At 43.4% G+C, this 24,080-nt stretch carries 30 protein-coding genes; 17 read left to right on the top strand and 13 right to left on the bottom strand.

Features of this window, described 5'->3' with window-relative positions; translation table 11 throughout:
• The first annotated feature begins 19 nt into the window (after positions 1-19).
• Complete coding sequence (locus FFR00_RS04415) at positions 20-571, top strand: DUF4136 domain-containing protein (RefSeq protein WP_161985089.1); 552 nt, start codon at positions 20-22, stop codon at positions 569-571.
• A gap of 62 nt (positions 572-633) precedes the next feature.
• Positions 634-1,032: a MerR family transcriptional regulator gene (locus FFR00_RS04410; protein ID WP_137672158.1), complete on the top strand. Its 399-nt coding sequence runs from the start codon at positions 634-636 to the stop codon at positions 1,030-1,032.
• Positions 1,033-1,035: 3 nt separating this feature from the next.
• On the opposite strand, the gene FFR00_RS04405 is transcribed toward FFR00_RS04410, so the two are convergent.
• Positions 1,036-1,974, bottom strand: a complete 939-nt coding sequence (locus FFR00_RS04405; protein WP_137672157.1) for an aldo/keto reductase — start codon at positions 1,972-1,974, stop codon at positions 1,036-1,038.
• A 280-nt stretch (positions 1,975-2,254) separates the two neighbouring features.
• Here FFR00_RS04405 and add point away from each other — a divergent pair, with 280 nt between their 5' ends.
• The gene (add, locus tag FFR00_RS04400; protein WP_137672156.1) at positions 2,255-3,259 is read left to right on the top strand and encodes an adenosine deaminase; all 1,005 of its coding nucleotides are present in this window, start codon (positions 2,255-2,257) and stop codon (positions 3,257-3,259) included.
• 46 nt (positions 3,260-3,305) lie between these two features.
• On the opposite strand, the gene FFR00_RS04395 is transcribed toward add, so the two are convergent.
• Both FFR00_RS04395 and FFR00_RS04390 read right to left on the bottom strand, forming a co-directional pair.
• Complete coding sequence (locus FFR00_RS04395) at positions 3,306-5,279, bottom strand: M48 family metallopeptidase (RefSeq protein ID WP_137672155.1); 1,974 nt, start codon at positions 5,277-5,279, stop codon at positions 3,306-3,308.
• A gap of 16 nt (positions 5,280-5,295) precedes the next feature.
• On the bottom strand, positions 5,296-5,889 hold the full coding sequence (locus FFR00_RS04390; protein WP_137672154.1) for a LemA family protein: 594 nt from the start codon (positions 5,887-5,889) through the stop codon (positions 5,296-5,298).
• Positions 5,890-6,079: 190 nt separating this feature from the next.
• Between FFR00_RS04390 and FFR00_RS04385 the strand changes: the two genes are divergently transcribed.
• Positions 6,080-6,727: a MarC family protein gene (locus tag FFR00_RS04385; protein ID WP_137672153.1), complete on the top strand. Its 648-nt coding sequence runs from the start codon at positions 6,080-6,082 to the stop codon at positions 6,725-6,727.
• 65 nt (positions 6,728-6,792) lie between these two features.
• Here FFR00_RS04385 and FFR00_RS04380 read toward each other — a convergent pair whose 3' ends face one another.
• Positions 6,793-7,047 (bottom strand): TIGR02647 family protein, encoded by a 255-nt coding sequence (locus FFR00_RS04380; RefSeq protein WP_137672152.1) that lies wholly within the window; start codon positions 7,045-7,047, stop codon positions 6,793-6,795.
• Between the two features lie 228 nt (positions 7,048-7,275).
• On the opposite strand from FFR00_RS04380, the gene FFR00_RS04375 reads away from it, so the two are divergent.
• Positions 7,276-7,854, top strand: a complete 579-nt coding sequence (locus FFR00_RS04375; RefSeq protein WP_137672151.1) for a LysE family translocator — start codon at positions 7,276-7,278, stop codon at positions 7,852-7,854.
• Between the two features lie 33 nt (positions 7,855-7,887).
• Positions 7,888-8,736 carry an AraC family transcriptional regulator gene (locus FFR00_RS04370; protein ID WP_235836155.1) on the top strand — a complete coding sequence of 283 codons (849 nt, stop codon included), beginning with the start codon at positions 7,888-7,890 and terminating at the stop codon, positions 8,734-8,736.
• Between the two features lie 7 nt (positions 8,737-8,743).
• Here FFR00_RS04370 and FFR00_RS04365 read toward each other — a convergent pair whose 3' ends face one another.
• Positions 8,744-9,394, bottom strand: a complete 651-nt coding sequence (locus tag FFR00_RS04365; RefSeq protein ID WP_137672150.1) for a peroxiredoxin-like family protein — start codon at positions 9,392-9,394, stop codon at positions 8,744-8,746.
• Between the two features lie 168 nt (positions 9,395-9,562).
• Here FFR00_RS04365 and FFR00_RS04360 point away from each other — a divergent pair, with 168 nt between their 5' ends.
• Positions 9,563-10,135: a TetR/AcrR family transcriptional regulator gene (locus FFR00_RS04360; protein ID WP_137672149.1), complete on the top strand. Its 573-nt coding sequence runs from the start codon at positions 9,563-9,565 to the stop codon at positions 10,133-10,135.
• An 86-nt stretch (positions 10,136-10,221) separates the two neighbouring features.
• Here the strand turns inward: FFR00_RS04360 and FFR00_RS04355 are convergent, their stop codons facing one another.
• The 3 genes from FFR00_RS04355 to FFR00_RS04345 all read right to left on the bottom strand — a co-directional run bounded on the left by FFR00_RS04355 (position 10,222) and on the right by FFR00_RS04345 (position 13,818).
• Positions 10,222-11,436: a polysaccharide pyruvyl transferase family protein gene (locus FFR00_RS04355; RefSeq protein WP_137672148.1), complete on the bottom strand. Its 1,215-nt coding sequence runs from the start codon at positions 11,434-11,436 to the stop codon at positions 10,222-10,224.
• A gap of 239 nt (positions 11,437-11,675) precedes the next feature.
• Positions 11,676-12,383 (bottom strand): SDR family NAD(P)-dependent oxidoreductase, encoded by a 708-nt coding sequence (locus FFR00_RS04350; RefSeq protein ID WP_137672147.1) that lies wholly within the window; start codon positions 12,381-12,383, stop codon positions 11,676-11,678.
• A gap of 178 nt (positions 12,384-12,561) precedes the next feature.
• Positions 12,562-13,818, bottom strand: a complete 1,257-nt coding sequence (locus FFR00_RS04345; protein ID WP_137672146.1) for an OmpP1/FadL family transporter — start codon at positions 13,816-13,818, stop codon at positions 12,562-12,564.
• Positions 13,819-14,116: 298 nt separating this feature from the next.
• Between FFR00_RS04345 and FFR00_RS04340 the strand changes: the two genes are divergently transcribed.
• The 5 genes from FFR00_RS04340 (at position 14,117) to FFR00_RS04320 (ending at position 16,007) form a co-directional block, all read left to right on the top strand.
• Positions 14,117-14,413, top strand: a complete 297-nt coding sequence (locus FFR00_RS04340; RefSeq protein ID WP_137672145.1) for a Dabb family protein — start codon at positions 14,117-14,119, stop codon at positions 14,411-14,413.
• Positions 14,414-14,560: 147 nt separating this feature from the next.
• Positions 14,561-14,797, top strand: a complete 237-nt coding sequence (locus FFR00_RS04335) for a DUF333 domain-containing protein (RefSeq protein WP_137672144.1) — start codon at positions 14,561-14,563, stop codon at positions 14,795-14,797.
• 79 nt (positions 14,798-14,876) lie between these two features.
• The gene (locus FFR00_RS04330; protein WP_137672143.1) at positions 14,877-15,242 is read left to right on the top strand and encodes a hypothetical protein; all 366 of its coding nucleotides are present in this window, start codon (positions 14,877-14,879) and stop codon (positions 15,240-15,242) included.
• Between the two features lie 19 nt (positions 15,243-15,261).
• On the top strand, positions 15,262-15,624 hold the full coding sequence (locus FFR00_RS04325; protein ID WP_137672142.1) for a hypothetical protein: 363 nt from the start codon (positions 15,262-15,264) through the stop codon (positions 15,622-15,624).
• Positions 15,624-16,007, top strand: a complete 384-nt coding sequence (locus FFR00_RS04320; protein WP_137672337.1) for a VOC family protein — start codon at positions 15,624-15,626, stop codon at positions 16,005-16,007. The genes FFR00_RS04325 and FFR00_RS04320 overlap by 1 nt, the downstream gene beginning before the upstream one ends.
• A 22-nt stretch (positions 16,008-16,029) precedes the next feature.
• Here FFR00_RS04320 and FFR00_RS04315 read toward each other — a convergent pair whose 3' ends face one another.
• Positions 16,030-16,794: an SDR family NAD(P)-dependent oxidoreductase gene (locus FFR00_RS04315; protein ID WP_137672141.1), complete on the bottom strand. Its 765-nt coding sequence runs from the start codon at positions 16,792-16,794 to the stop codon at positions 16,030-16,032.
• A gap of 107 nt (positions 16,795-16,901) precedes the next feature.
• Between FFR00_RS04315 and FFR00_RS04310 the strand changes: the two genes are divergently transcribed.
• Positions 16,902-17,237, top strand: coding sequence for a helix-turn-helix domain-containing protein (locus tag FFR00_RS04310; protein WP_137672140.1), 336 nt, complete (start codon positions 16,902-16,904; stop codon positions 17,235-17,237).
• 76 nt (positions 17,238-17,313) lie between these two features.
• Positions 17,314-18,762 (top strand): deoxyribodipyrimidine photo-lyase, encoded by a 1,449-nt coding sequence (gene phrB, locus FFR00_RS04305; protein ID WP_137672139.1) that lies wholly within the window; start codon positions 17,314-17,316, stop codon positions 18,760-18,762.
• A 32-nt stretch (positions 18,763-18,794) separates the two neighbouring features.
• On the opposite strand, the gene FFR00_RS04300 is transcribed toward phrB, so the two are convergent.
• The 3 genes from FFR00_RS04300 to FFR00_RS04290 form a co-directional block, all read right to left on the bottom strand.
• Positions 18,795-19,982, bottom strand: a complete 1,188-nt coding sequence (locus FFR00_RS04300) for an OmpP1/FadL family transporter (RefSeq protein WP_137672138.1) — start codon at positions 19,980-19,982, stop codon at positions 18,795-18,797.
• 184 nt (positions 19,983-20,166) lie between these two features.
• Positions 20,167-20,445: a hypothetical protein gene (locus FFR00_RS04295; protein WP_201798692.1), complete on the bottom strand. Its 279-nt coding sequence runs from the start codon at positions 20,443-20,445 to the stop codon at positions 20,167-20,169.
• 6 nt (positions 20,446-20,451) lie between these two features.
• Positions 20,452-20,733 carry a pyrimidine/purine nucleoside phosphorylase gene (locus tag FFR00_RS04290; protein WP_137672137.1) on the bottom strand — a complete coding sequence of 94 codons (282 nt, stop codon included), beginning with the start codon at positions 20,731-20,733 and terminating at the stop codon, positions 20,452-20,454.
• 87 nt (positions 20,734-20,820) lie between these two features.
• Here FFR00_RS04290 and FFR00_RS04285 point away from each other — a divergent pair, with 87 nt between their 5' ends.
• The 3 genes from FFR00_RS04285 (at position 20,821) to FFR00_RS04275 (ending at position 22,241) form a co-directional block, all read left to right on the top strand.
• On the top strand, positions 20,821-21,075 hold the full coding sequence (locus FFR00_RS04285) for a DUF3820 family protein (RefSeq protein ID WP_137672136.1): 255 nt from the start codon (positions 20,821-20,823) through the stop codon (positions 21,073-21,075).
• 272 nt (positions 21,076-21,347) lie between these two features.
• Positions 21,348-21,560, top strand: a complete 213-nt coding sequence (locus FFR00_RS04280) for a cold-shock protein (RefSeq protein WP_137672135.1) — start codon at positions 21,348-21,350, stop codon at positions 21,558-21,560.
• A 216-nt stretch (positions 21,561-21,776) separates the two neighbouring features.
• Entirely contained in the window at positions 21,777-22,241 is a 465-nt protein-coding gene (locus tag FFR00_RS04275; protein WP_137672134.1) for a TIGR02444 family protein, read from the top strand.
• A gap of 3 nt (positions 22,242-22,244) precedes the next feature.
• Here FFR00_RS04275 and FFR00_RS04270 read toward each other — a convergent pair whose 3' ends face one another.
• Complete coding sequence (locus FFR00_RS04270; protein WP_137672133.1) at positions 22,245-24,032, bottom strand: ABC transporter ATP-binding protein; 1,788 nt, start codon at positions 24,030-24,032, stop codon at positions 22,245-22,247.
• Between the last annotated feature and the right edge of the window lie 48 nt (positions 24,033-24,080).

The following is a 24,080-nucleotide window of genomic DNA, read 5'->3' as shown; positions in this document are numbered from 1 at the left end:
TTTGAAAGTGCAGCCTTTTTTGTTTTTATCTCTTCTTTCAAGCTTACTGTTAGGTTGTGTTTCTGCTGAGCAAACCAGAGCCCCAGAAACACGTTCCACCACAGTAGTAAGCGGTGACACTAGCTATTTGGAGCAGTCGAGCGGCCGCTATGCTTGGCACCCTAGCTTGATGAAAGCTTATCTGCATAAAGCGGAAGGCGAAGAGATTCTGCTACAGGAACTGCGAAAAAATATCAGTAAAACCATGCAAGATAAAGGTTATACCTTGGTTGAACTAAACCAACAGCCTGATTTCTTTATCGGAGTGGGGGCCGCTTTAGACTCTAAAGTGAGTGATCAACAAATACTCGCGCGCGCAGGCATGATGGCAGGTTTATCGGCAGATGATGTGGATCCCACAATGTATGAAAAAGGCTCGGTGATGATCGCCTTGTTTAATTCAGCAGAAAGTGAACCTTTTTGGCGTATTTTAAGTCAAGGCATGGCCCAACAAGAGCAGGCATTGAGCGAGCGAAAAGTCCGCATTGCACGCGAAGTCGATCGTATGTTGCAGTATCTTCCACAGCGCTAATCGGTCATAGCTAAGCGAGTGAAGTGCCAAGGTGTTTTGTTCGCAAACATAGGTAAAGCGTTATGAGTAAAGCCAACGCACCTGCCAGTTACACGGTGAAACAAGCCGCAGAGTTAGCAGGAATAACCAGCGATACCCTACGCTTTTACGAGAAAAAGGGCTTGTTGTTTAATGTTAATCGCTCGCCCAACGGGCACCGCCGTTTTAGTTCTCAAAATGTTGAGTGGCTGCGCTTTATTGTGTGTTTAAAATCTACCGGCATGTCTTTAGATACTATTAAACAGTATCGAGATATGTTGGATGAGGGGCCAAGTACCGAGCAACAACGTTTACAGCTGTTGCTCGATCATAAACAACAAACCGAGCAACAAATTGCCTGCCTCAATCGCAACCTTGAACATGTTCAGCGCAAGATTGAACATTACCAAGAAGGAACCCAATTAAGCATTACTCTGGAATAAGCCTTATACCGACTCAAGCAAGGCTATGTCGTAGGTATCTAGCTGCACACTAGCCCCTCTAATTACCCCGTCGGCTTGCTCTGGGCTACGCATGCCCACTATGGCGCCGGTTATGGCGGGATGGTTTAAGGCCCAAGCAATGGCAACTTCAGCGGCCGACACTTGGTATTTAACTGCCACTTGGCTAAGTGCTTCTACAATTTTTAAATTATGGCTTAACTTAGGCTCGTTAAAGTCATCAGCGTTTTTACGCCAATCATCATCACCCATAGCGGCAATTCGCTGGCGAGTCATTTTACCGGTTAATAAACCAGAACCCATTGGCGAATAGCAAATTACCCCGGTGTTGTTTTGCTGGCAATAAGGCAATAGCTGCTCTTCACAATCACGATTAATTAAGCTGTAAGGTGGCTGCATAGCGTGAATAGGGGCAATGTTTTGCAAGGCTTCCATTTGCTCTAAGGAATGGTTAGACACACCTAAATAGCGAATCTTCCCCTGTTGTTGCAACTCCGCCATGGCTTGCCAAGCTTCTTCAATGTCTTCAGCTGGGTTAGGCCAGTGGATTTGATATAAATCGATAGTCTCTACTTGCAGGCGCTTTAGACTGTCCTCGACTTCTTGTTTGATGCTGGCGGCTTTTAAGCAAGGTTGGATGTTTTGTTGTTGATCCCAGTTAAAGCCACATTTGCTAAAAATGAGCGGTTTATTGCTTAAGCCTTTGATGGCTTTACCCACTATTTTTTCACTGTGGCCGAGGCCGTATACTGGCGCTGTATCAATCCAGTTTATGCCTAATGAAAAAGCATGTTGAATGGTATCGATAGAATCTTGATCTTGTTGCGCACCCCAGCCCCATTGCCACAGGCCGCCCATTGCCCATGCACCTAAGCCAATGCGGGTAATCTCCAGTTCACTGTTTCCTAAACGTGCCAGTTCCATAGTCACTTCTCCAAAGGTTTTGAATAATAGTTAACGATTACTTAAGGGGAGTGTAAAAGTTGGAGTTAACTCCAAGTCAAGCAATTGGTTGGTAAACTTTTATATCGCAAGGAAGTGAAATTTGATGATGATTTGTCAACACATTCGGCTAGGATTAAATAAAGCATCAAACTATTTGAAAAAGCAGGCCTTAATTGCTTAACACTGGCTTGGAACAGCGGCCAACGGTGACTACACTGAGCCGCTTATAAGTTCAAAAAATAATCCTGCAGGAGCTCCTATGTTAAAACAATACCCAGTGACTGATTTACATCGTCATTTAGATGGCACTATTCGCGCCGAAACCATATTAGAGCTGGGCCGAAAGTTTAACGTAGATCTTCCTGCAAGCAATCTTGAAGCGCTGATCCCCCACGTTCAAATTACCAAACAAGAACCTAATTTGGTGGCTTTTCTATCTAAGCTAGATTGGGGGGTAAGTGTATTGGGCGATTACGACGCCTGTGCCCGTGTAGCTGAAGAAAATGTGGCCGATTTAGTAAAAGCCAATATTGATTATGCTGAATTACGCTTTAGCCCCGGTTACATGGCTATGAGCCATAAACTTAAGCAAGAAGGCGTGGTAGAAGCGGTTATTGAAGGCGTGCGTCGTGGTATGCAAAAACACGATGTACAAGTGAATTTAATCGGCATTATGAGCCGTACCTTTGGTCAACAAAGTTGTAGCGAAGAGCTGGAAGCTTGCATGGCGTTTCGCGACCAAATAGTGGCGGTTGATTTAGCGGGTGACGAGCTGGGTCACCCTGGTGGTTTATTTGTTGAGCAGTTTTCACGTGCGCGCGATGCCGGTTTTGGTATTACTGTTCATGCGGGTGAAGCTGCTGGTTCGGCAAGCGTTTGGCAAGCTATTCGTGAACTAGGTGCTACTCGCATTGGCCATGGCGTTAAAATAGCTGACGATCCTGAGCTAATGGATTACGTAGCAAAGCACAAGATTGGTGTAGAATCGTGTTTGTCTTCTAATTTTCAAACCAACACCACGCCAGACTTAAGTCAGCACCCTCTTAAGCGCTTTTTAGAGCATGGTATTCGCGCTAGTTTGAATACTGATGATCCCGGTGTGTCGGCCATTGATTTACCCGATGAATACCGTATTGCCCGCGAGCAACTAGGCTTTGGCGATGAGCAAATTGCCAAGCTGCAAAGTAATGGTTTAAAAATGGCCTTTATTAGTGAAAGTGCGCGCCAAGCATTACGTGAGAAAGCCGCTAAACGCATTTTATAAGCTAAATGCTAACAGCCCGCTTAACGCTACGTTTAAGCGGGCTTTTTTATGTACGGCGCACACCCAAGCTAATTTGTGGTCCGGGGCAATCCATGACTGCCGCAATGCAGCGGATCATCTCGTTTTCTAAAATAGTGAGTTGTTTGTCTAAGCAAATACAGGCGACAAGTGCCCGAAGTATTCGTTGTTTGACTTGCGGATAAGCATTGGCGAGCTGTTTTACTGCTGGCCCAAAATGCTCAACTTGGCATTGTTCTCGTTCAAGTAGGCTAATCGTGTACAAACCAATACTGTTTGCGCCAATGCCAAAGGCGCGTTGTATCTCTAAAGTTTGTTCGTGGCCAAAATAGGCAAAGGTCGATAATACGATGGAAAAGGGCTTGGCGACTTCTGCTGTGGATTTATAGACAGCTTTGCTGGGCGTTGTTTTCTCAAATTGATGAGCTAAATAGTGTTTCACCAACTGATATAGACACCATTCATACATATCTACTTGTTGGTCGGCTTTAATTAAAGTTCGTAAATTATCCATAAAGCGCTGGTATTGCAGGGCCGACATGCACTTTAAGGCGGGGAAGGATAGCTCAAGCAAGGGCAAGCGATAGCTTTTATCCACCGAGTTTATCCATTCCCAAGCTTGTAGGGTTTCGTTGATTCGCGAGTCTTTACTCAAGTTGTCCTTGATGTCATGCAGTTGTTTCTTACGTAGTGCATCGTTGCTATCAAGTAACAAAGCGTAAACCACGCTAATCACTCCACATGGGTCATGAGCAAGGGCAAGTAAGCCTTCATCTAGATGAGCAAGCTCGCCGCTTACGGTAACGGTATGCTCCGATAAGCTGTACTCTGCTTTGGCTGATTTATTGGTGACGTGCTCTATCGCGGCTTCCGCTGCAGCGGCCACAAATACTGTTTTCTTCAATTGTTCTTGAGAGTGTTTCTGCGCGCGTTTCTGACTGGTTTTAGAGTAGATAGGTTCGGCGATCTTCTTGATGTCTCGCTTAATTACTTGCCCATCCCAACGAGGTAAAATACGCTTGATACGAGTTTTAATGGCGGGGTGAGTCGCAAAAAAACTGCCTAAGCGACGAGCGTCGCCAATGAACATATGGCTGGCTTCTTGGCTAAGTGGTGTGCGTAAACCCGAGCCCGCGTCGTAACCACCAATGATTTTTAGCGCATCGGCTATGCCGTTAGGGTTGCGGGTAAACTGAACGGCTGACGCATCGGCTAGATATTCGCGTTGGCGGCTAATGGCGGCTTTAATCATGTTGGCAAAAAAGGCGCCGATCCAACCCAAGGCCAATAAACCAAAACCTACCGCAACAACTCTAACATCATTGTTTTTGTTTCGGCTGGAGTGCGATACGCTGTTGTAGCGTTGGCTATGCACCACAAACTCGCCGATGTTAGAGATAAAGATAATACCGCTTAACAGCGCGATAAGTTGCATGTTCAAACGCATGTCGCCATTTAGAATATGACTAAACTCATGAGCCACTACACCTTGCAACTGCTCGCGGTTAAGTTGCTCTAAAGCGCCTTGAGTGATGCCTATCACTGCATCTGCTGATGTATGCCCAGCGGCAAAGGCGTTAATGCCTATTTCATCTTTGAGTAAATACACCGAGGGCACAGGCATGCCTGAAGCAAGAGCCATTTCTTCGACAACATTCAGTACTTGTCGTTGTTCTGGTGCTTGGCTATTAGGTAGCAAGCGCTCGCCACCTAATGACTCGGCAATACGCCGGCCTCCATCGCGCAATTGATACCATTTAAAGGCAATGGCACAGCCAATAACGCTGGTCATCACCAAGCTCACCATAATGAACAGGTCGGTGGAGAAAAAGCTTCCCTCATTGGCCTGATTTAGCCCATTGTTATGGCTATCAAAAAGCCAAAATGTGCTAGCAATAATCACGTTGCTCAAGCCTATAAGTAAGATAACCGCCAGCACAAACAGCAAAACCAACCATTTGCTGTTACGACGAGCGTGGTCTTGTTCGGTAAAAAAATTCATGGTTACACCTAAGCAGTTAGAAAGACACTTTAGGTGCAGTTTGAATCTCGGCGCTGTCGGCAAACTCTAATAGGCTGGCGTCTTTCTTATGGCCAAATTGGGCAGCAAAAAAGACTGGAGGAAAGGATTGGCGATATTCATTGTATTCGGTAACTGAGTCGTTAAAAGACTGGCGAGCAAAAGCAACGCGGTTTTCTGTGGTGGTTAGCTCTTCGCTTACTTGCAGCATATTGTCGCTGGCTTTCAAGTCTGGGTAGCTTTCCATCACAATGTTCATTTTGCTCATTGCGCCCTGTAATACCCCTTCAGCATTGGCAAGCTTATTCAGCGTGTTGCCTGTAGGGTCACTTGCAGCAGCGCGTAATAGCGCACTGGCATCGTTACGTGCACTAATCACCGCTTCCAGAGTCTCTTTTTCGTGAGACATGTAGGCCTTGGCGGTTTCCACTAAGTTGGGAATAAGATCGTAACGGCGCTTAAGTTGTACCTCAATTTGAGCAAAGGCATTTTTGTAACGATTACGCAGACTCACCAAGCGGTTATAGATGCCAACAACGTAAAAAATACTGGCGGCAACAATGACTAGAATTACAATTAACGATACATCCATGACTTAAGCTTCCTAATTATTAAATACTTAATATCAATATGATACGTATTTGCTGATAGATTACTATGCGCTAATAAGCAGTTCATTTACACGCTGTGAAGTAAGCATGGGCTAGGCTTGTTAATGTACTGCCTATTTTGCAATGTTATGGTAACTGTTAGCCTTTTCTTAACACTAAGCGAGTGATGAAATGCACGATTTAGCCACTATGGCAGTAACGGTATTTATGGGCTTTTTTGCAATGATGAACCCGATTGCCAATACAGCGGTATTTGTTGGTATGACTGGCAATCAAAGCCCTTTACAGCGCAAGCAAACTGCCTTTAAGGCATTGGTGGTTGCCTTTTTTATCATTGCCGCGTTTTGTTTGTTAGGTAAAGGTATTTTTGAACTGTTCGGCATTACCTTGCCAGCACTGCGCTTAGCGGGTGGCATATTGGTGTTTTTAGTGGGCTACCACATGCTACAAGGTAATGCCTCAAAAATGCATACGCATACACCGAACGAAAATGATGATAGCGAAGGTAAGGATATTGCTATTTCCCCCTTAGCTTTGCCAATACTCGCTGGGCCGGGCACCATTGCCACCGCGATGAACTATTCAGCATCTGGCGAGATAGTTAATATCATCATTACCATTATTGCCTTCGCCACATTATGCGTGATTACTTTTATCTGCTTTTTGTTGGGGCCAAAGTTAATCCAGAAAGTAGGCGAGAGCGGCATTAACATTACCACCCGACTAATGGGCTTAATTCTTACTGTGATTGGTATGCAAATGCTAATACAGGGGGGACATGATGCGTATATGTTGTTTCAGGGAGCTGCAGTAAGCTAGTTCGACTTAGGTAACAAAAAGCCAAGCGCTACAGGCACTTGGCTACTTAAAATAGAACAATAGTGTTAGACCGTGGCGTGTTCAGGCTTGGTGCTGATAATGGCCAATAGTTTTTGAGCGTGTTCGGCCACTTCAATACCTAAATCGGTAAGGTAGCCGCCGTCAGCTTGAGTGCTTAAACCTCTGTCGAACAAACTTTTTGCTGCGGCAATCAGTTCTGGAGCTGCGTCCTGGTGAACCTTAATCCCGGTTTGTAAACTGCTCATATCAAACTGCAGCAACAAGTTTAGTTCGGCGATGTTATTGGGAATAAATTTCATAGAGCCTTCCTTTATTTTTTTGTTACGTCCACATTAGAAACCCCGCTGCCATTGCGCAAGTTGTCAATTGGAGAAGTGATACCTTACGCAACGTTTTGTTGAGTGCAAATAACTGCTGCTCAGCTCTCTATGACTTAGCGCAATTTTGTTCAATAAAGTTTGCGAGCTAGCGCATATAGTTGGCTTTTAGCAGAGCGAGGGAGAAAGCGGGTGAGTGTGGTGATATCTATGATTGTTTTTGCTTTAATTGGTGCTATTTCTCCAGGTCCTGTGAATATTATTGCGACGGGCGCTGCGGCTAACTTTGGTTTTCGGCGCGCACTTCCGCATGTAATAGGCGCCAGTGTTAGTTATTGCTTGGTGGTTTTTATTAGTGGCTTTTCATTAACGGCGGTACTGCAGCTTTTGCCAAGTTTAACTGGCTTGCTGCAGTATATAGGTGGAGCGTTTTTGTTGTTCATGGCTTACAAGATAGCGATATCGCCCGTGAGCGAAGATACTCACCAAAAAATAATATCGCCGCCCAGTGCCTTACAAGGCGCGTTAGCGCAGGGGTTAAATCCTAAAGCATGGTTAGTGGCAATGTCTGGTGTGAGCTTATTTGTTTCACCGCAAACTGGTGCGCTTTTTTACTTGTTGGTTTTCTGTACTATTTCTTTGATAGTGTGTTTAATTGGTGTGGGGACTTGGGCTGCCATGGGCTCTGTTATTGCCAGCTATCTACACACTGCCATCAGAAAACGCACCTTTAATATCGTGATGGCTTTGTTATTGGCCGGGTCTGTAGTGTCGTTATTTGTATCTTAGTGTTTATATGTGGCCGTTTTACAAGGAGCGTATGTGGTTAATCAGGTGAAAGCCAAGCAAGTAACAGCCGCTAACAGTCAGCAACTACTAAAACGTAGCGCAAGTTTGCCTTTTATTGAGTTACGCCAAGCTCGGCATTCGCAGGCCTGTTACCACAGTCATTCGCATGATGAGTTTTCTTTTGGTTTAATTGATACGGGTGACGCGGTTTATAAAAATATGCAACAGCAGCACCGTATTACTGCTGGACATAACGTAACGATTAACCCTGGTGATGTGCACTCTTGTAACCCTAAACAAGGCGCATGGTCTTATCGCATGTTGTTTGTCGATAGCCATTGGGTGGGAGAGTTACAGCAAGAAATTCTGGTGAAACCTGCCAGTGACTACCAGCCATTTGAGCAACATTATGCAAATGATCCCGCGACTTTTACCCTACTGGCTGAGTTGTTCTCTGCGATCAAACATGATCATGATGGTTTACAGCAAGAAAGTTTGTTAATTCAATTTTTTGAAAGTCAGTTTGGCCAAGTTGCTGATGTTAGACGTGACGCGAGTTGCTTAGCAAAGCCGCAAATTAAACGTGTTCAAGAGTGTATTCAAGATCAGCTGTCTTGTTCCCTGAGTTTAAGTGAGTTGGCTGAAGTTGCAGGTTTAAGCCGTTATCACTTAGTGAGAAGTTTTAAGCGCCGTTATGGATTGTCACCACATGCGTTTCAGCTTAATCAACGAATCAATCGGGCAAAAACCTTATTGCGGGAAGGTAGTAGCATTGCAGACACCGCGTTGACTTTAGGTTTTGCCGACCAAAGTCATTTTCAACGAAACTTTAAGAAGCGCTTGGCTTTAACCCCAAGGCAGTACCAAGGCTTCTTTGTGTAGCTAAAGCTTAGTTGTTGAGTGACGTTAGCACTGGCAATAAGTCACTAGGCTCTTGGCGTTTGGTGTAATCGGCTTCTACAAACGCACTGGCTATGCTGCCGTCTTGAGCAACTACAAAGGTGGCAGCAAGCGGTAAATCAAATTGGCCAGCGCCATTATGTTGCTCTACTTCAATACCAAAAGATGAGTAAATTGGGCGTAATTCCTCAGGTAGGGCAAATACAATATCTAAGCTTTTGGCATACTCTGCATTTACATCAGACAATACTTGAAACTGTAACTCGTTTTTCTCGGCAGTGCTTAGCGAGGCGTCTGGTAGCTCTGGAGTAATGGCAACTAAATTAGCCCCCAGGGCTTTTATTTGCGGCAAAATTTGCTGGTAAGCACGCAGCTCTAAATTACAGTAAGGGCACCAGCCACCGCGGTAAAACGTTACAACAAGCGGACCGTCTTTTAATAATGCGTTTAGTGATACCTTCTCGCCGTTTTGGTTGGCGAGGGTAAAGCTAGGAAGCGCTTGCCCTTGCTGCGGGGTATTTGCTGCTATGTTACTTTCGCTTAAATTTTTAGTGGCCTGTTTCATCACTTGCTGAACGTCTAAGGGCGCTTTTTGGATGAAAGAAGCAATGTAATCGGCGATCTCTGTTTGCAAACTCATGATAATTCCTTTGTTCTTAAGTTGTGATGATTTCTTGAATGAACATTCAAACATCACTTGAATGATCATTCAAGTTAATTTTGAATGTTCATTCAAAAAGATGCTTGTTGCTAACACACAAGGTATACTTGATGCGCACAGCTAAGCGTAAAGGCGAATACATCCAATATGGCAAAGATGCAGTTTCAACGAGAGCAGGTTCTAGAGCAATCCGCTAATTTGTTTTGGCGAGTGGGCTATCACGCCACCTCTATGCAGCAAGTATTTCAGCACACAGGCCTAAAACCGGGCAGTGTTTACTTGGCTTTTGGCAACAAAGAGGCTTTGTTTAAAGAGTCATTAACGCATTATTGCCAAGCTTCGCTGCAAGGTATTCAAGCGAGTTTAAGTGCTGCTAGCAATATTGAATTAGGCATCTGTCAGATCTTGGAGAGCATGTTGGAGCAGTCTCTTAACAGTGATTACTGCAGCTGCTTTTTGGTAAAGAGCCAGTTGGAGTTAAGCGACGAGCCCGAGCTGCAAACTCTGGTGAGCGAACAACTACAACAAATTGAAGCTCTGTATAGTGAGTTTCTAATGCACATTTATGATGAGCCAGAGGCTAAGGCTAAGGCCTGTAGTCTGATGCTGCATATCTTTGGTATTCGCGTTTATAGTTACCACCAAGGTAGCTTAGAGAAAATGCGCCAAGCGCTGCAAGTAGGTTTGCCTTGGTTGCCTTGGAAACTAAGGATTAATTAGCATTATATAAAAGTTCTTTTAACAGAAACTAACGAACTAAACCTAAAGGTAAGTTCGTTAGTTTGATAGTGTATAGATATAGTAATTTACTTTAAGTAACTTCCATTCTTAATACAATTTATAAAGTTTTTAAAAGAGCTAGTGGCTATTGAAAATGCTTTTTTTTGTGCAGTGACAAATTTACCTTCACTTTCGGTTGGAGACTGAATGAATTGATTGATTAGATTTTGGAGCTTTTCTTGATTATCAGTTATTGAGCTTAGATTCATGGAAAATTCACCTAAATCTAGCATCTTCATCATGGCCTCCATTTTATGCTCATAGCTGAGACAAATAACAGGAGTGTGATTATTAATCGCAAAAATTGCTTGATGTAATCTAGTCGATATTGCGAAGTCTGCTGCTTTAATAATTGCTTGATACTCATCGGTATCGACCTGATCATTTACAATTATACATGAATCCTTAGACTCGCTAACCATTAGGCTTTCGAAGTAATGACAGTCGTCAATATCCCCTCTACCGTATGCATGCGGTAACATTACAACTTTCTTTCCACTTTGAACTATTTGTGAAATGATTTTCTTATAGATATTATCCAAAACTTCTTGTGACTTATCATTAAAATCAGGGTGCCAATTGCTAAACTTAGACGGCACAAAAATAACGAAGTTGTTTTTAATCCCTTGAATTAAATCCGATTTAAGAACGTTATTTGGTGTATTGCTATAAACCACATCTATAGCTGGGTAGTAGTGTAAACCAAGCATGTTTGCAAATTCTTGACTTTTTTCTTCTCTTAAACCATTGAATTGCGAGTGGCTAAGGTATTTCACAGCATATTTCATGAACTCTCTGTCTTTGGCTGTTTGGTTAACAAATTTACCTATAGACCTAGAATAGATAGCATACTTAACGTTGTAGGAATGCGCGAATGCTAGGCTCCAAAGAACAGACCATTCTTGATAAAGCCCTATTTCTAGACCGCCTGGAGCAAGAACGACTACATCAGAATTTTTTATAACATCAGCATACTTATTATATTTTGGAAGCAGCGCGATTATTTTGAATAAAAAAGGAAATTGTAGACAAATTTTCGAGATTCTCCACAAAGAAAACAAATCGCTATCAATGGAATTAACCTCTGATACATTATTGAATAAAGGATCATGATCTTTTGTAGTAAATAAACAATTTATAGTAGCGTTTGGATATTCCACTTTGATGAGGTTTACTAGAGATTTAAAAGCAGCGTAATCGCCTTTATTTCTAGTTGGTTGGTTTACAATAGTAAAAATCATTATCCCGTCCTTGGACTTTTATATAATTCAAAGCTAGTAATTGGGTCTTGAAGAGCCTCAATGTAGCTTTTGTATAACACTGGAAGGGTGATTGTAAGGTATTGGTGGCCTTCTGCAACCAGATTTTTTTGAGGGTAAAGTGAACTACCTTTTTCGCTCGAAGAGTTTTTGTATTTGAAGTGAGTTACTGATTTATATACCATTTGATATGTTAAGAATAACTTAACACTATATTTCAGTTACCAGCCTATTTGGCTGCCGTCCCATGCCCAAAATTGACCGGTATTTTCTGGTGTCAATTCAACTAATTTTTCAAGCAATAAGCTGGCGCTTTGTTGGCTAGACAGTAACTTGCCGGCTGGCACATTTCGTTGGAAAGGCTTTGATAACTCGGTATCCGTTGTACCGGGATGCCAAGCGATAACGCATACCTTGGGGTGGCTGCGTAGCCATTCTATTGCAATGTTTTTGAGTACCATATTTAACGCTGCTTTAGCGCTTCGATAGCTGTGCCAGCCACCTAAACGGTTATCACTTATTGAACCGACCTTAGCCGACACACTCACAAACTTAGCGTCATCACTTGTTTTTAATGGCTTGGCTGCGTATTTGGCTAGCAGCAAGCTAGGTAAAGCATTTAACTGCATACTTAACATGAAGTTGTCTGCTTGGCATTGTGACAAGCTTTTCTCTGGCTTTAGTTGCTGAGAGTGCAATACGCCTGCGCAGTTAATTAGCCAATCAAGCTGATCTATTTGTTTGAATAAGCCCGCAATTTGCTGTTCGTCGCTTAAATCCAGTTGCTGCCAAGTAAGTTTGGGGTGAGAAAAGTCTTGCCTGTGTGTATGCCACGTAGCGGTAATGTGCCGTACATCTGCTCTTTGGCATAAGAGTTTAACCAAGGATAAACCTATGCCACCGCTTCCTGCTATTACCACTACTTGCATTTATAACAACTCATAGAATTACACTCATACTATGTATACGCAGTAGTCGTGAGTTTAGTTTATTAAGGTGGTATTAGTTGAGAGGTGAAAGTGAACTAAAGTTGCGGGAGTGGCTGACTATTTATAATGGGGAAAATAGAATGGTAAGCCTTGCACTTACCATTCATTTGGGTCAGTTTTAGAACAAGTGGCTGTACTGCATAGAGTAGTAAACAGCGTCTGAACGGGTGTGACCAACCACGGTGGAGCTTGGTAAACCAGCACCTGCTAGCACACTACTATCTTCCAGTACTTTAACATCCTCGCCACGAACCAAAGCTACACCAAAATCAATACTGGCATTTTTGTTTAAGTGATAGCTAGCACCAGCGGTATACCAGTTACGGTCTGAATCGGGAATTGATAGTGAACTAACTTCATCTACTACGCCTTTGTCGTGCATGTAACCCGCACGGGCCGTCCAGTTTTGGTTAATTGTGTAAGTACCACCTACGCTAAACAACCAAGAGTTTTTCCAATGGTAGCTTTTAACCGTAGCGTCTGGCGCAGAACCGGTAACAGTAATGTGGTCAAAATCACCCCAGCTAGTGTGCTGTGCAGTGTAGTGAACCGCCCACTTGGGGCTTAGCTCGTGGTAACCGGCTACTTGGAATATATTAGGTAGTGGGATATGAATCTCTTCATAACTTTGGCCTAAGTAGTTAACTTTACCATCAGCTTTAAAGGTAGGGCTGACACGGTAGCTCATGCCTAAACGGTTTCTATCATTGATTTCGTAAGTTGCGCCAACAATTCCACCTAGAGCCCAGCCATCGGCTTCAACATCTACTAAGGTTGTTTGACTCAGAGGGTTATCAGTGATTTGACCTTCGCGTTTTAATTTACCTTCGCCGTAAATTAAATCGAGGCCAGCACCAATGCTGAACTGTTGGTTGATGCGATAAGACACACTGGCATTGAAAGTTGAGGTGACAATTTCAGTTTCACCCAATAAATCTACCGGCGTTACTGGTGCACCTGTATTGTTTAGTGAGCTAATATCTGTGCCAGTACCAAAATTACTAAAGGCGCCAACACCAACGGCAAAGGCATCGTTAATCGGGTGGATGTAGTAAATGTTTGGAATCACTTTATTGTCGGCAGCATCATCTTCGCTACCGTAATTAATTGTGCCACCTAACGCGCTAACATCTTTAATGGTAACGTCTACGTCGGCGTAAGTTAAACCAAGTGATAAGGCTTTGCGGTCAAACATCGCCATGGCGGCAGGGTTACGTGACAATACCGAAGCATTGTCGGCGATAACGGCGTCACCAGAAAATGCGCGACCAATACCGGTTGCAGATTGGCTATTTAGTTGGAAGCCTGCTGCAAGGCTGTGGCCGGTAACAAGTGAAATGCTGATGGCAAGTAGACTTAATTTACGTTTATTCATAACTACTGGTCTCTAAGAGGAGTGCATTCAGTTCGCTAGGCGTAACTGTTTTGTTTTATTTTTGTAATATTGGCGCATATTAGGCAACTGATCAGTCCTCTACAACTCCGACCAGAGCAAATATTCTAATATTGAAATACTTGATAACAGCATAAATAATTGGACTTAGCCCTTTAAATACAAGGCTTTCAGCAGTTTCGTTTTTTAATAGTGTGTTTTTTGTTCGCTTTTTAGTGCTATTAACAATTCGCTAAACTTTGAGATCATAAGCAAAATGTATTTTAGTCAGGAGTTAAAAATGATCCGTCACATTTTACTGTTTAAGTTTAAAGCTCACGCGAGCAAAGCTGATATTAAGGCAGCACAGCAAGACTTTTTAACGATACCATCAAAAATGGAAGGCGTGGTTGAGGTGGAATGGGGAACAAATAATAGCCCTGAGGGTTTAAACAAAGACTACGAATATAGTGTGGTGATGACTTTTGCTAATGAAGCGGCGCGCCAGCGATATTTGCCTCACCCCGATCACGACTTGCTAAAGCAACACTTTGTGCCTTTATTGGAAGACATTATTGTGTTTGATTACAGCACCTAAGAGTGTGCTGAACTAGGTCTTACCACTTGTTTTCATTTGCCTATTCACTTGTTGCTGTGTTTTTAATCAACTATGATGGCGAAATGCTACAAGCTAGTATATTTTTACTTAAAGTGTCTAGTTAAATCTAAGCTATGGTGATGGTCGATGTTGCGATTTAAGATACTGTTATTAACTGGGGTGTTTGCCGCGTTAACGGCTTGCGATTCCGAGCAAGAAAACTCCTCGTCGGTTAGTATGGCTAACCCTGCTTCAGTCTATTGCGTAGAGCAAGGCGGAGACCCTCAAGTAGAACAAACAAAAGAAGGTGAAGTAGGTTACTGCCACTTTTCTGATGGCAGAGTTATTGAGCAGTGGGAGTTTTACCACGCCAGTTTAGACTAAGCCTCAGATTTATTACTCTCTTCCTTAATTCGGCTTTTACTTGGTTTATTATTACCTGTCTATGGTGAGGAACTAAGAAATGCCGTATCGCTATTATTCTCTATTGTGTACATTGATTAGTATTAGTTCACTGGTGAGTTGTGCCCCTCAAACATCGCCTATTAAAGGTAGCTTTGTGTTTGGTCACGAAGCGAGAGAGTTCATTCCCTGTGGCGGTGAAGCGTTGTGGTGGCAAGCAGAGCCTTTAGTCACTGCAGAGTTACTGGAGTATTACCGCGCCAATATTGCTAAACCTTATCAAGCTATTTATGTGACCGTGCAAGGCGAACGCCTAGCAGCTCAGGTTGATGGTTTTGCCAGTGAGTATCCTGCCGTATTTGAGATTAATAGGGTGATAGACTGGCAGCTTACGGTTCCAAGTAACTGCCAAAGTCCCCAATACTAAAAACATAATAAGGATAGACATGACGCTAGTTTTTAAATGGCTGTTTGGCTTAATCACGGTTGCTACCAGTGGCGTTAGCTTGTTGGTATTTGGCTTAAGCTGGTGGCCGTTGGTATTTGTCTTCCTAGGTTTGTTTGTTATTGCTTCTAACTATTGGCAAAGTATTGATTATATTGCGACTCTGTTGGCGCGACTGGGTGGCGTGTTAGCATTACTGGGCATTGCCTTATTGCTGATTGCAGCCAATGTGGGTAGCTCCTTTCATCTTTCGCCTAGCTACTGGGTAATGATTGGCCTGATGTCGCTGATGGCTGTTTCGGGCTGTAGTGGTTTTTTCTGGGCGCTATCACTCGAGCCAAGCACTTCAAAGCAGGAGTCATGATGTTTAAAGCCTTTCATCATGTTGCAATTATTTGCTCAGACTATTCACGCTCGAAACACTTTTATAGTCAGATACTCGGTTTGCACATTATTGCTGAGCATTATCGCGAGCAGCGTGACTCTTATAAATTAGATTTAGCGCTACCAAGCGGTGAACAAATAGAATTGTTTTCCTTTGTGGGCGCGCCGCCGCGACCGAGCTTTCCTGAGGCGCAAGGGTTGCGTCATTTAGCTTTTGCGGTAGATAACATTGAGCAAGTTATTGGCTATTTGGAGCAACAAGGGGTAGAGGTTGAACCCGTTAGGGTTGACCCCTACACCAACAAGCAATTTACCTTTTTCAGTGATCCTGATGGCTTACCATTAGAGCTTTATCAGCAGTAATCACTTTTTAGATTAAGGCTGCTTAGTTTCTTCCTGCCATCACTCCGCCGTCTACATCCCAAATTGCGCCGGTTACCCAACTGGCTTTGTCACTGAGCAAAAAGCTGACGCTGTTGGCCACATCATCTACGCTGCCAATGCGTCCAATGGGATGAAAAGCGTCAAAGCTAGCCAAACTTTCATCTAAGGCTTCTGGGGCGATAAAAGCATGGTAAATCGGCGTTTTTACTACTGCTGGTGCCACTGCGTTTACGCGAATATTAAATTCGGCTAACTCCATGGCAAGATGCTGAGTTAGCGCATGCAAGCCAGCTTTAGCCATCGAGTAGGCTGAGGACGGCGTCGCTTTTACAGCTTGGTGTGCCCACATTGAGCCAATATTTACTATGCTTCCTCCGCCATTTTTTACCATATTTTTTGCTACTGCCTGGCTAATAAAAAATAATGCCTGATTCAATTGCATGTATTGGTGGTAATCGTCACCACTGTGCTCTAAAAATCCAGTGGGTTTAAAGTAACCCGCGGCGTTTACTAGTTGGTCGATAGCATCAAAGCCTTCGATTTTTTCTATCAATGCTGAAACATCGCCTGTTTGGTACAAATCAGCTTGCCAGGCGTGTACCTCACCTAAAGCCGATAACTCCTGTTTGGCTTGGCTGAGTTTATCTGCTGAACGCGCCACAATAATTACCGACTTTTTTTCTGCCAAAAGCTGTTTGGCAGTAGCGAAACCTATGCCGCTTGATCCACCAATAATTAACGCAAAAGACTGAGTGCTCGGGTTCATGATTATTCCTTTAGAAGTGTTTGAGTTCCGCTTCATCTTATGGAACATTGGGCTATCGAGAAAAGTAGGCACAAACCAGTACCCTAGGTACTTTTGAGTACATCTTAATGAAAAATAAAGAATTATTATTTTCACGAAAATCAGCACCAGAACGAAGTGCCCGCATGGTTGAGACTATTTACGGCTGCAAATGGTCGTTAACAGTGTATCAATTGTTAGCCAGTGGAATTAATCGCCCAGGGGAAATGGTGCGAAATGTAGAAGGCTTAAGTACTAAAGTGCTAAACGAATGTTTACGTAAAAATCTGGAGTTTGGTATTTTGAAGCGAATTGAATATTCAGAAGTCCCGCCTAGAGTTGAGTACCAAGTTACCGAGTTTGGCAGCAAGTTTTTACGCATTCTTGAACAACTAGAAGATCTACAACAAGAGATCGCCTTATGATTAGTAGTCTAATCATTTGATCCCTTAAGAGTTTACTTACGTTTTTAACGAATAGAATTGAGCGAAAAGGTATCTAATGAGCGTCCAAATACTGTGGTTTAGAAATGACTTACGGACTAAAGATAATCACGCCCTAAGCACTGCTGTCGCCAGTGGCAAGCCCGTCATAGCTATCTATTTGCTTTGTACCAAACAATGGCAGCAACATCATCTAGCTCCCATTCAAGCCGATTTAATCCTACGCCGCTTAGCTCAACTTCAAGACGATCTCGCTTCACTTAATATTCCCTTATTAATACATCAGTTAGATAGCTTTAAGCAGGTTCCTCAATCCTTAGTGGAGCTGTGTGAGCAGTATCAAGCTGCTGATGTACATTGCCATTATCAATACGAGCTTAATGAGCAGCGCCGCGATGAGGCGGTTGAACAGATATTACAAGCTCAGCAAACTAGTTTTCATCAATACCACGGCGAATGCGTGATGAAGCCCGGCACTGTACGTACTCGAACGGGTGAGAGCTTTAAGGTTTTCACCCCGTTTCGTAAGGCCTGGCTAAGTGGTTTAACTGAAGCTGAATTTAGCCCATTAGCCACTCCGCCTGCGGTGGATAAACACCTTCTACCAGCAAGTTTTGTTGAACTACTTAAAAGCAAGCCCTTGCTAAAGTGTGATTACCCGCTGGTTGATAGCAGTCACTGGGCTTGTGACGATAAGCAGATTATTCAACAGTTACGAGATTTTAGCGCCAGTAAAGCTGCCGACTATAAGACTGCCCGTGACTTTCCCGCACAAGCTGGCACTAGCAAACTTTCGGCTTATTTGGCCTTAGGCATGCTTTCTCCTAGGCAGTGTTTAGCGCGATTGTATCTGGATCATCCGCGTTGTTTAGAGGCCCAAGAAGGCGGCGCATTCACTTGGTTAAGTGAAATTGTGTGGCGAGAGTTTTATCGACACTTAATTGCCGCTAACCCTAGATTGTGCAAAGGGCAAGCCTATATAGCATGGACTGAGGCCGTTAACTGGCAACTCGATGAACAGCTACTAAAAGCCTGGCAAGAAGGCAGAACCGGCTACCCAATAGTAGATGCTGCAATGTTGCAGCTAAAGCAAACAGGCTGGATGCATAACCGCTTACGAATGATTGTGGCAAGCTTTTTAACGAAAGATTTGTTAGTGAGTTGGCGAGAAGGTGAGCGCTGGTTCATGCAACATTTGATTGATGGTGACTTCGCTTCTAATAATGGAGGTTGGCAATGGGCTGCATCTACCGGTACAGACGCACAGCCTTATTTTCGCATTTTTAATCCAACCACTCAGGCACAACGTTTTGACCCAAGCGGCGACTTTGTGCGCTATTGGTTGCCAGAGCTGGCAAAGGTGCCAGGAAAACATGCCCATCAACCGCATACTTGGGCGGAGAAAAACGCCACATCAATAAATTACCCTATGCCGATTGTTGATCATGCCATTCAGCGAAAGTTGGCTTTGAGCTTGTTTGAACAAGCCAAAAGCCAAGCGCAATAATCCGCAGTACATGTGGCTAGCGGTGCTTGATATTAAAAGCTCACTGCAAAACCTAAGAAGTGCATATCCATGTCAAAGTGACCGACTAAGTTTTTGCTAGGTAACACTTGTTGGTTTTGGTTAACTTCTGGCGAGCCTAAATCAGAGTACTCGTAGAAAAAGTCCACTGGCACTTCGTTAATCATAGTACTTAACCCAACCGAGTAGCGAATTTGTCTGTCTACCGGTAAATCGGGGGCTTGATACTGAGCGTCGTCTAGTGGAGAGGTTTCGTAAGAGAAGCCAAACTTTATCCGCCAATCTTGGTTAATTTGGTAATCAGTACCCACAGCCATGGCCCAAGTATCTTGCCAGTTTCTGGTAATGCTTTGGTCTGAAGAGGCAATGATCAGTTCGGTACTTTTAAAGTCGCTCCATTGGTACCAAGATAGGGTGCTGAATAAGCGCCAATCTTGATTTAGCTGGTGGCTAACATCTGCGCGGGCAAACGCTACTGCGTCAATGGCCATTGAGTAATCAGCATTTTGATTGAGGTAAGACACATTATCGTTAAATTGATGTTCAAGCTTTGAACGATAACTGATACCAGCAATGGTGTCTTGGTTGAATTGATAAACTAGACCAAGGTTGTATCCAAACGCCCAGTCATCGGTTGGGGTCATGCTTAAGGGCTGGCCTAGTAGTTGGCTGCTCATATCAATAGAGGCGTAGTTTGCTTGAATACCCGCAGCGATAGATAATTTGTCGTTCAGCTTGTAGCTTAGCGAAGGATTAAGTTGCAGCGTCACTAGGCTGGTATCAACCACTTGCGTAGAGCCTTTCCAGCCAGAACCGTAATCTAAGGCTGCCCCACCAATTGTGGTAAAGGCAACGCCAGCGGCCCAGTTTTCGTTTAGCGTCTTGTTATAAAACAAGCCTGCTGCACCTAACCAACCACCTGAATCACGAGAGTTGTCGTCACTGTCTTCATGATCGTAATAGGTATTTGAGAGATTTAAAGCTAAGCCGTTTACCGTGAATATATCTCGGTCCATAAACGACATAATGGCTGGATTCGCCCAAATAGCGGCAGAAGATTCGCGATACACACCATCACCTGCTCCGGCAGTACCTAAGTTGGCGTAAGAAGCTTGCGGAAGGTGATAGCCTCCGGCAAATAGGTAACTAGAAAAACTAGCGAGTAAAACGCCGCATAAAATTGCGCGAATCATAGTTAACATGAAGTGGCCTATAAGATGTTTGATTGTAGTTGTGCCTGTTCAGGTTCAGGCCGCGCGGAGTGTAAAGCAAACAGAATATAATGCTGAAAAATAGATCACTATGAATCAATAAAAGCAGATAAGTTGATTGAAACGGTGGTTTTTGGCAGTTGAAGGGGGAGGGAGAAGAGTCTATTATTAGCCGTTAGCTGCGGCGTAAGCGGACTACCTTCATTATCTCGAATTCAAAGCCTGCTCGAAGCTGCTGGCTGGGGTAATAACTTAAATTGACTCTAGCTCCGGTTAAATCTTGATAGCGTTGTTTTCGTTTGTAAATAAACGGTACATCGTAGCCGCTTATCATGATGGTATGTAAGACCCAGTCGTCTTGCTCACGCTGTACGTGAGAAGACACTTTCATGTCTTCTGAATGGATTAACTGAGGGCGCTTTTTAAGCAGCGTTTCTGGATCTTTTTTTATCATGAAAGCTTAGCCGTACACACACAAATAGGCTGTTTCAGTCGGTACTTTCACCTGAAACTTAGCATTGCCGCCAACATTGAACTGTTGACCGTCTTTGTAGCTTGTCCAATCACTCTCGCCTGGTAATTTAACAATCAACTCACCAGCAACAATTACCATTAACTCTGGCTCCGCAGTGCCGAATTCATATTCACCAATTGCCATTACACCTACCGACGTTGGTTTTTCTTTGCCGGTAAAACCGATAGATTTCACTTGTCCGCCAAAGTATTCGTTGCTCTTCAACATTACATTTCCTTGTTTGAATCGATTGTGCAAAACAGCAGGCTAGCATAATGTGGGGGCATTTGGATCGACCAATGAGTTATTTGCACAATGAATGAACAGCTAAACGCTAACGAGCCTTTTGATAAAACTATGTTACTAAAAATTGCTCGCCACAAAATGCCATTTGGTAAGTATGCAGGACGAGAAATTATTCGCCTGCCTGAAGAGTACTTGCTGTGGTTTGTAAACAACGATGGTTTTCCAAAGGGAGAATTGGGTGAGTTAATGGCATTAGCCCTTGAAATTCAAATAGCTGGCTTGGAAAAGATCATTTGGCCACTTATGAACTCAAAATCGGATTAAAATTCATCTACAACTGGTTGTTTTTCGCCCATCTCTTTGCTAGCGTGTTATTTCTAAATGCTTTTGTTTAGCACTTTAATCAAAATTTAACACTTTATTGATGATTTGAGGCTGATCTTATTGAGTATTTAGTAGAGAATGTAAATCGCTGTTGCAATGCTTGTTGATATACCAAAGGTTTTGGCCATTCTAGTTTTAGGTTGGGTTAACTTTTTGTCGCTGGCTTGCCTAGCTAATACGTTAATTTGCACTTGAAATATGAGAGGACGATAATGTCAGGTCAGGTATTATCAGGAACCGTTAAATGGTTCAATGATGAAAAAGGTTTTGGTTTTATTGCACAAGAGAAAGGTCCGGACGTTTTTGTTCACTTTCGCGCTATCAATGGAGACGGTCGCCGTACCTTAACTGAAGGTCAATCGGTAACTTTTGAAGTTGTTCAAGGCCAAAAAGGCCCTCAAGCTGAAAACGTAACTGCCCTATAAGCCACGCAGTTGTCAGTTTCAGTTAAAACGCTATCTACTTAGATAGCGTTTTTTTTTGTTTACACCTACGACTAATGTTGAATAGTTTGCGTGTTGTCAGGCACTTAGCGGCTTTGTTAAGCTGCTGCACAAGTAAAAAGAAAGATTTTAAGCCGTTCGGGTCTTTATAAAGCGCACTACTTGGGCTTTATAAGTTTGTATGGAGTAGGGTAGGCCGTGATTTCAAAATCTTGTTTGGTTCCTGAGCTGCAAAGTATTGCTGATAACTTTTGGCATTATTCTGAAAAAGTATATTCAAGGCCGGAAGTTAAACAACATTGTTTATGGTTGCAAAACCAACATCAGCGTAATGTGAATTTGTTGTTGTGGTTGAGCTTTTGCCAACAGCAGCACTGGACCGTTAATTTAGAACTATTACTCATCCAAATTCGCAGCAGCGAACAAAAACTCAGTGATTTTCGGAAACACCGCCAGGCCATGAAGCCCCACCTTAGTGAACGTCAGTACCAATTGTTATTGAAACATGAGCTTAAACTTGAGCGCAGGCAGCAACAATTACTGGTATTAAGTCAGCAGCGCCACCCTGGCGGACAAACCGCAGAATTAGCGCTTAATACTTATATTGAGCAGCCCGAGGAGGCGGCTCAATATTTAAGTACCCTGAAAGCAGCCTTGCAATAGGGTTTAGTTTTGGTGCTGATATAGGGTTTGGTATAAGCCTGTTTGTTGTATCAGCTCTTGGTGCTCTCCCGCTTGGCTAATTTCGCCATCATCTAATACATAGATAAGGTCGGCTTGTTTAATCGCACTTAGGCGGTGGGCGATAATTAAGGTGCTGCGGTTATCTAAAAAGCCTTGAAGGTTTCTATGTAACTTGGCTTCGGTATCGGTATCTAAGGCTGAAGTCGCCTCGTCTAATACCACCACCTGCGGTTTAGCTAAAACCATTCTGGCAATGGCTAAACGCTGCTTTTGGCCTCCAGATAAACGCACTCCGCTGCGACCCACTATGGTGTCTAGTTGCTGAGGAAGCTTTTCTACGGTGACTTGTAGCTCTGCCAAGCGAAGTGCTTGCCATAGCTCTTCATCGTTGTGCTCGCGTCCCATATTCAGGTTTTCGCGCACCGTGGTATTAAACAAAATAGGTTGTTGTAGCACCGTGGCAATATTGCTGCGAATAGTGGAATAACCCACTTTCTCTATGGGGGCGTTATCTAACAAGATTTGCCCGCTGTCTTTTTGGTATAGCCCTAACAGCAAGTTGACTAAGGTGGATTTCCCTCCGCCGCTTACCGACACAATGGCGACTTTTTTACCTGCCGGAAGGGTTAGGCTTACGTTTTTCAGTACTGGCGATTCTTCGGTGTAGCTAAAATTGACGTCTTTGAACTGAATATCAAAATGTTGTTTGCTGGCAAAAGGGTCGACTTCGCAAGGGTAGTGAGGTTCTTGTTTTAGTTCAAATAACTGATTGAGTCGTGCCATCGCAGCGTTGGCACTAAAGTAGCTATATTGAATACTTAAAATTTCTTGTACTGGGCCCATCATAAACCACAGGTAGCCAAACACCGCGAAGATTTGGCCAACGGTAAGATCAGAAAACACCACCATTAACATCGCTATAGCGCGAAAGATTTCGAAACCCACTAAGAAGATGGTAAAGCTTAAACGGTTTACTGCATCGGTTTTCCAGTGAGAAGCAATAGCATAATCTTTAAGCTCTCCTGCTGCGCCCACCACACGAGAAAAGTAATGAGATTCTCGTTGGGTAGCTCGAAGCTGCTGAATGCTGTCTAGCGTTTCAATTAAGGCTAATTGAAAGGCTTCAAAGGCAGCATTTTCTTTTTTCTTTAAGTCTTTAACATGGCTGCCAAATGAGCGAGAGAAATAAATAACGGCGGGGTTTAGCAGTAAAATGATTAAGCCTAATTGCCAATCAATCCACAACAAAATACAGGCAGTACCAATAATGGTGAGAAGTGCCACTAAAAACTTCGATAAGCTTTCGCTAATAAATTTATCTAGGGTTTCTACATCGGTAATACAGCGGGCACTAATACCACCTGAACCTTGAGTCTCGTATTCTCTTAGTTCTACTTTGGGAAGATGCTCCACAAGACGCTGGCGGATAAGAAAGCTGATTTGCTTACCAATAAAAGTAAACTGTCGAGCTTGCAGTACGCCCACCACTAATGAGGATAAACGCAGGGTGACTACCACTGCCAGAATGCTCAATATATAAGCGCTGGGTTTATGCCAAACCTCAGGCAATATGTTTTGTAGTACTGAAATGGCTTTACCAGGTTGATTCAATAATACCTCATCAACCAGCAGCGGCATCATTAACGGAATGGGTACACTGACCAAGGTCGCCAATAGGGCAATTAAGTGAGCGTAGACAAGGGGCTTTTTATACTGAAATATTTGATGACGAATAGTAGCCCACGTGAATGCGGGAGAGGCTGAGTTCATAAGTTAAATAAGAATCTTTTTCATTTACAATTGTTCCAAGTCTACGAA

Source organism: Agarivorans sp. Toyoura001, assembly GCF_005405585.1.
Lineage (GTDB): Bacteria > Pseudomonadota > Gammaproteobacteria > Enterobacterales > Celerinatantimonadaceae > Agarivorans.
This window is presented reverse-complemented; position numbering and strand designations above follow the sequence as displayed.

Coding starts and splice junctions, on each gene's coding strand:
- FFR00_RS04385 (WP_137672153.1), top strand. CDS start 6,080: ATGCACGATTTAGCCACTATGGCAGTAACGGTATTTATGGGCTTTTTT.
- FFR00_RS04295 (WP_201798692.1), bottom strand. CDS start 20,445: ATGATAAAAAAAGATCCAGAAACGCTGCTTAAAAAGCGCCCTCAGTTA.
- FFR00_RS04380 (WP_137672152.1), bottom strand. CDS start 7,047: ATGAAATTTATTCCCAATAACATCGCCGAACTAAACTTGTTGCTGCAG.
- FFR00_RS04345 (WP_137672146.1), bottom strand. CDS start 13,818: ATGAATAAACGTAAATTAAGTCTACTTGCCATCAGCATTTCACTTGTT.
- FFR00_RS04290 (WP_137672137.1), bottom strand. CDS start 20,733: ATGTTGAAGAGCAACGAATACTTTGGCGGACAAGTGAAATCTATCGGT.
- phrB (WP_137672139.1), top strand. CDS start 17,314: ATGAGCGTCCAAATACTGTGGTTTAGAAATGACTTACGGACTAAAGAT.
- FFR00_RS04310 (WP_137672140.1), top strand. CDS start 16,902: ATGAAAAATAAAGAATTATTATTTTCACGAAAATCAGCACCAGAACGA.
- FFR00_RS04325 (WP_137672142.1), top strand. CDS start 15,262: ATGACGCTAGTTTTTAAATGGCTGTTTGGCTTAATCACGGTTGCTACC.
- FFR00_RS04410 (WP_137672158.1), top strand. CDS start 634: ATGAGTAAAGCCAACGCACCTGCCAGTTACACGGTGAAACAAGCCGCA.
- FFR00_RS04395 (WP_137672155.1), bottom strand. CDS start 5,279: ATGAATTTTTTTACCGAACAAGACCACGCTCGTCGTAACAGCAAATGG.
- FFR00_RS04330 (WP_137672143.1), top strand. CDS start 14,877: ATGCCGTATCGCTATTATTCTCTATTGTGTACATTGATTAGTATTAGT.
- FFR00_RS04350 (WP_137672147.1), bottom strand. CDS start 12,383: ATGCAAGTAGTGGTAATAGCAGGAAGCGGTGGCATAGGTTTATCCTTG.
- FFR00_RS04360 (WP_137672149.1), top strand. CDS start 9,563: ATGGCAAAGATGCAGTTTCAACGAGAGCAGGTTCTAGAGCAATCCGCT.
- FFR00_RS04335 (WP_137672144.1), top strand. CDS start 14,561: ATGTTGCGATTTAAGATACTGTTATTAACTGGGGTGTTTGCCGCGTTA.
- FFR00_RS04270 (WP_137672133.1), bottom strand. CDS start 24,032: ATGAACTCAGCCTCTCCCGCATTCACGTGGGCTACTATTCGTCATCAA.
- FFR00_RS04365 (WP_137672150.1), bottom strand. CDS start 9,394: ATGAGTTTGCAAACAGAGATCGCCGATTACATTGCTTCTTTCATCCAA.
- FFR00_RS04405 (WP_137672157.1), bottom strand. CDS start 1,974: ATGGAACTGGCACGTTTAGGAAACAGTGAACTGGAGATTACCCGCATT.
- FFR00_RS04300 (WP_137672138.1), bottom strand. CDS start 19,982: ATGTTAACTATGATTCGCGCAATTTTATGCGGCGTTTTACTCGCTAGT.
- FFR00_RS04375 (WP_137672151.1), top strand. CDS start 7,276: ATGATTGTTTTTGCTTTAATTGGTGCTATTTCTCCAGGTCCTGTGAAT.
- FFR00_RS04390 (WP_137672154.1), bottom strand. CDS start 5,889: ATGGATGTATCGTTAATTGTAATTCTAGTCATTGTTGCCGCCAGTATT.
- FFR00_RS04340 (WP_137672145.1), top strand. CDS start 14,117: ATGATCCGTCACATTTTACTGTTTAAGTTTAAAGCTCACGCGAGCAAA.
- add (WP_137672156.1), top strand. CDS start 2,255: ATGTTAAAACAATACCCAGTGACTGATTTACATCGTCATTTAGATGGC.
- FFR00_RS04285 (WP_137672136.1), top strand. CDS start 20,821: ATGAATGAACAGCTAAACGCTAACGAGCCTTTTGATAAAACTATGTTA.
- FFR00_RS04320 (WP_137672337.1), top strand. CDS start 15,624: ATGTTTAAAGCCTTTCATCATGTTGCAATTATTTGCTCAGACTATTCA.
- FFR00_RS04355 (WP_137672148.1), bottom strand. CDS start 11,436: ATGATTTTTACTATTGTAAACCAACCAACTAGAAATAAAGGCGATTAC.
- FFR00_RS04315 (WP_137672141.1), bottom strand. CDS start 16,794: ATGAACCCGAGCACTCAGTCTTTTGCGTTAATTATTGGTGGATCAAGC.
- FFR00_RS04280 (WP_137672135.1), top strand. CDS start 21,348: ATGTCAGGTCAGGTATTATCAGGAACCGTTAAATGGTTCAATGATGAA.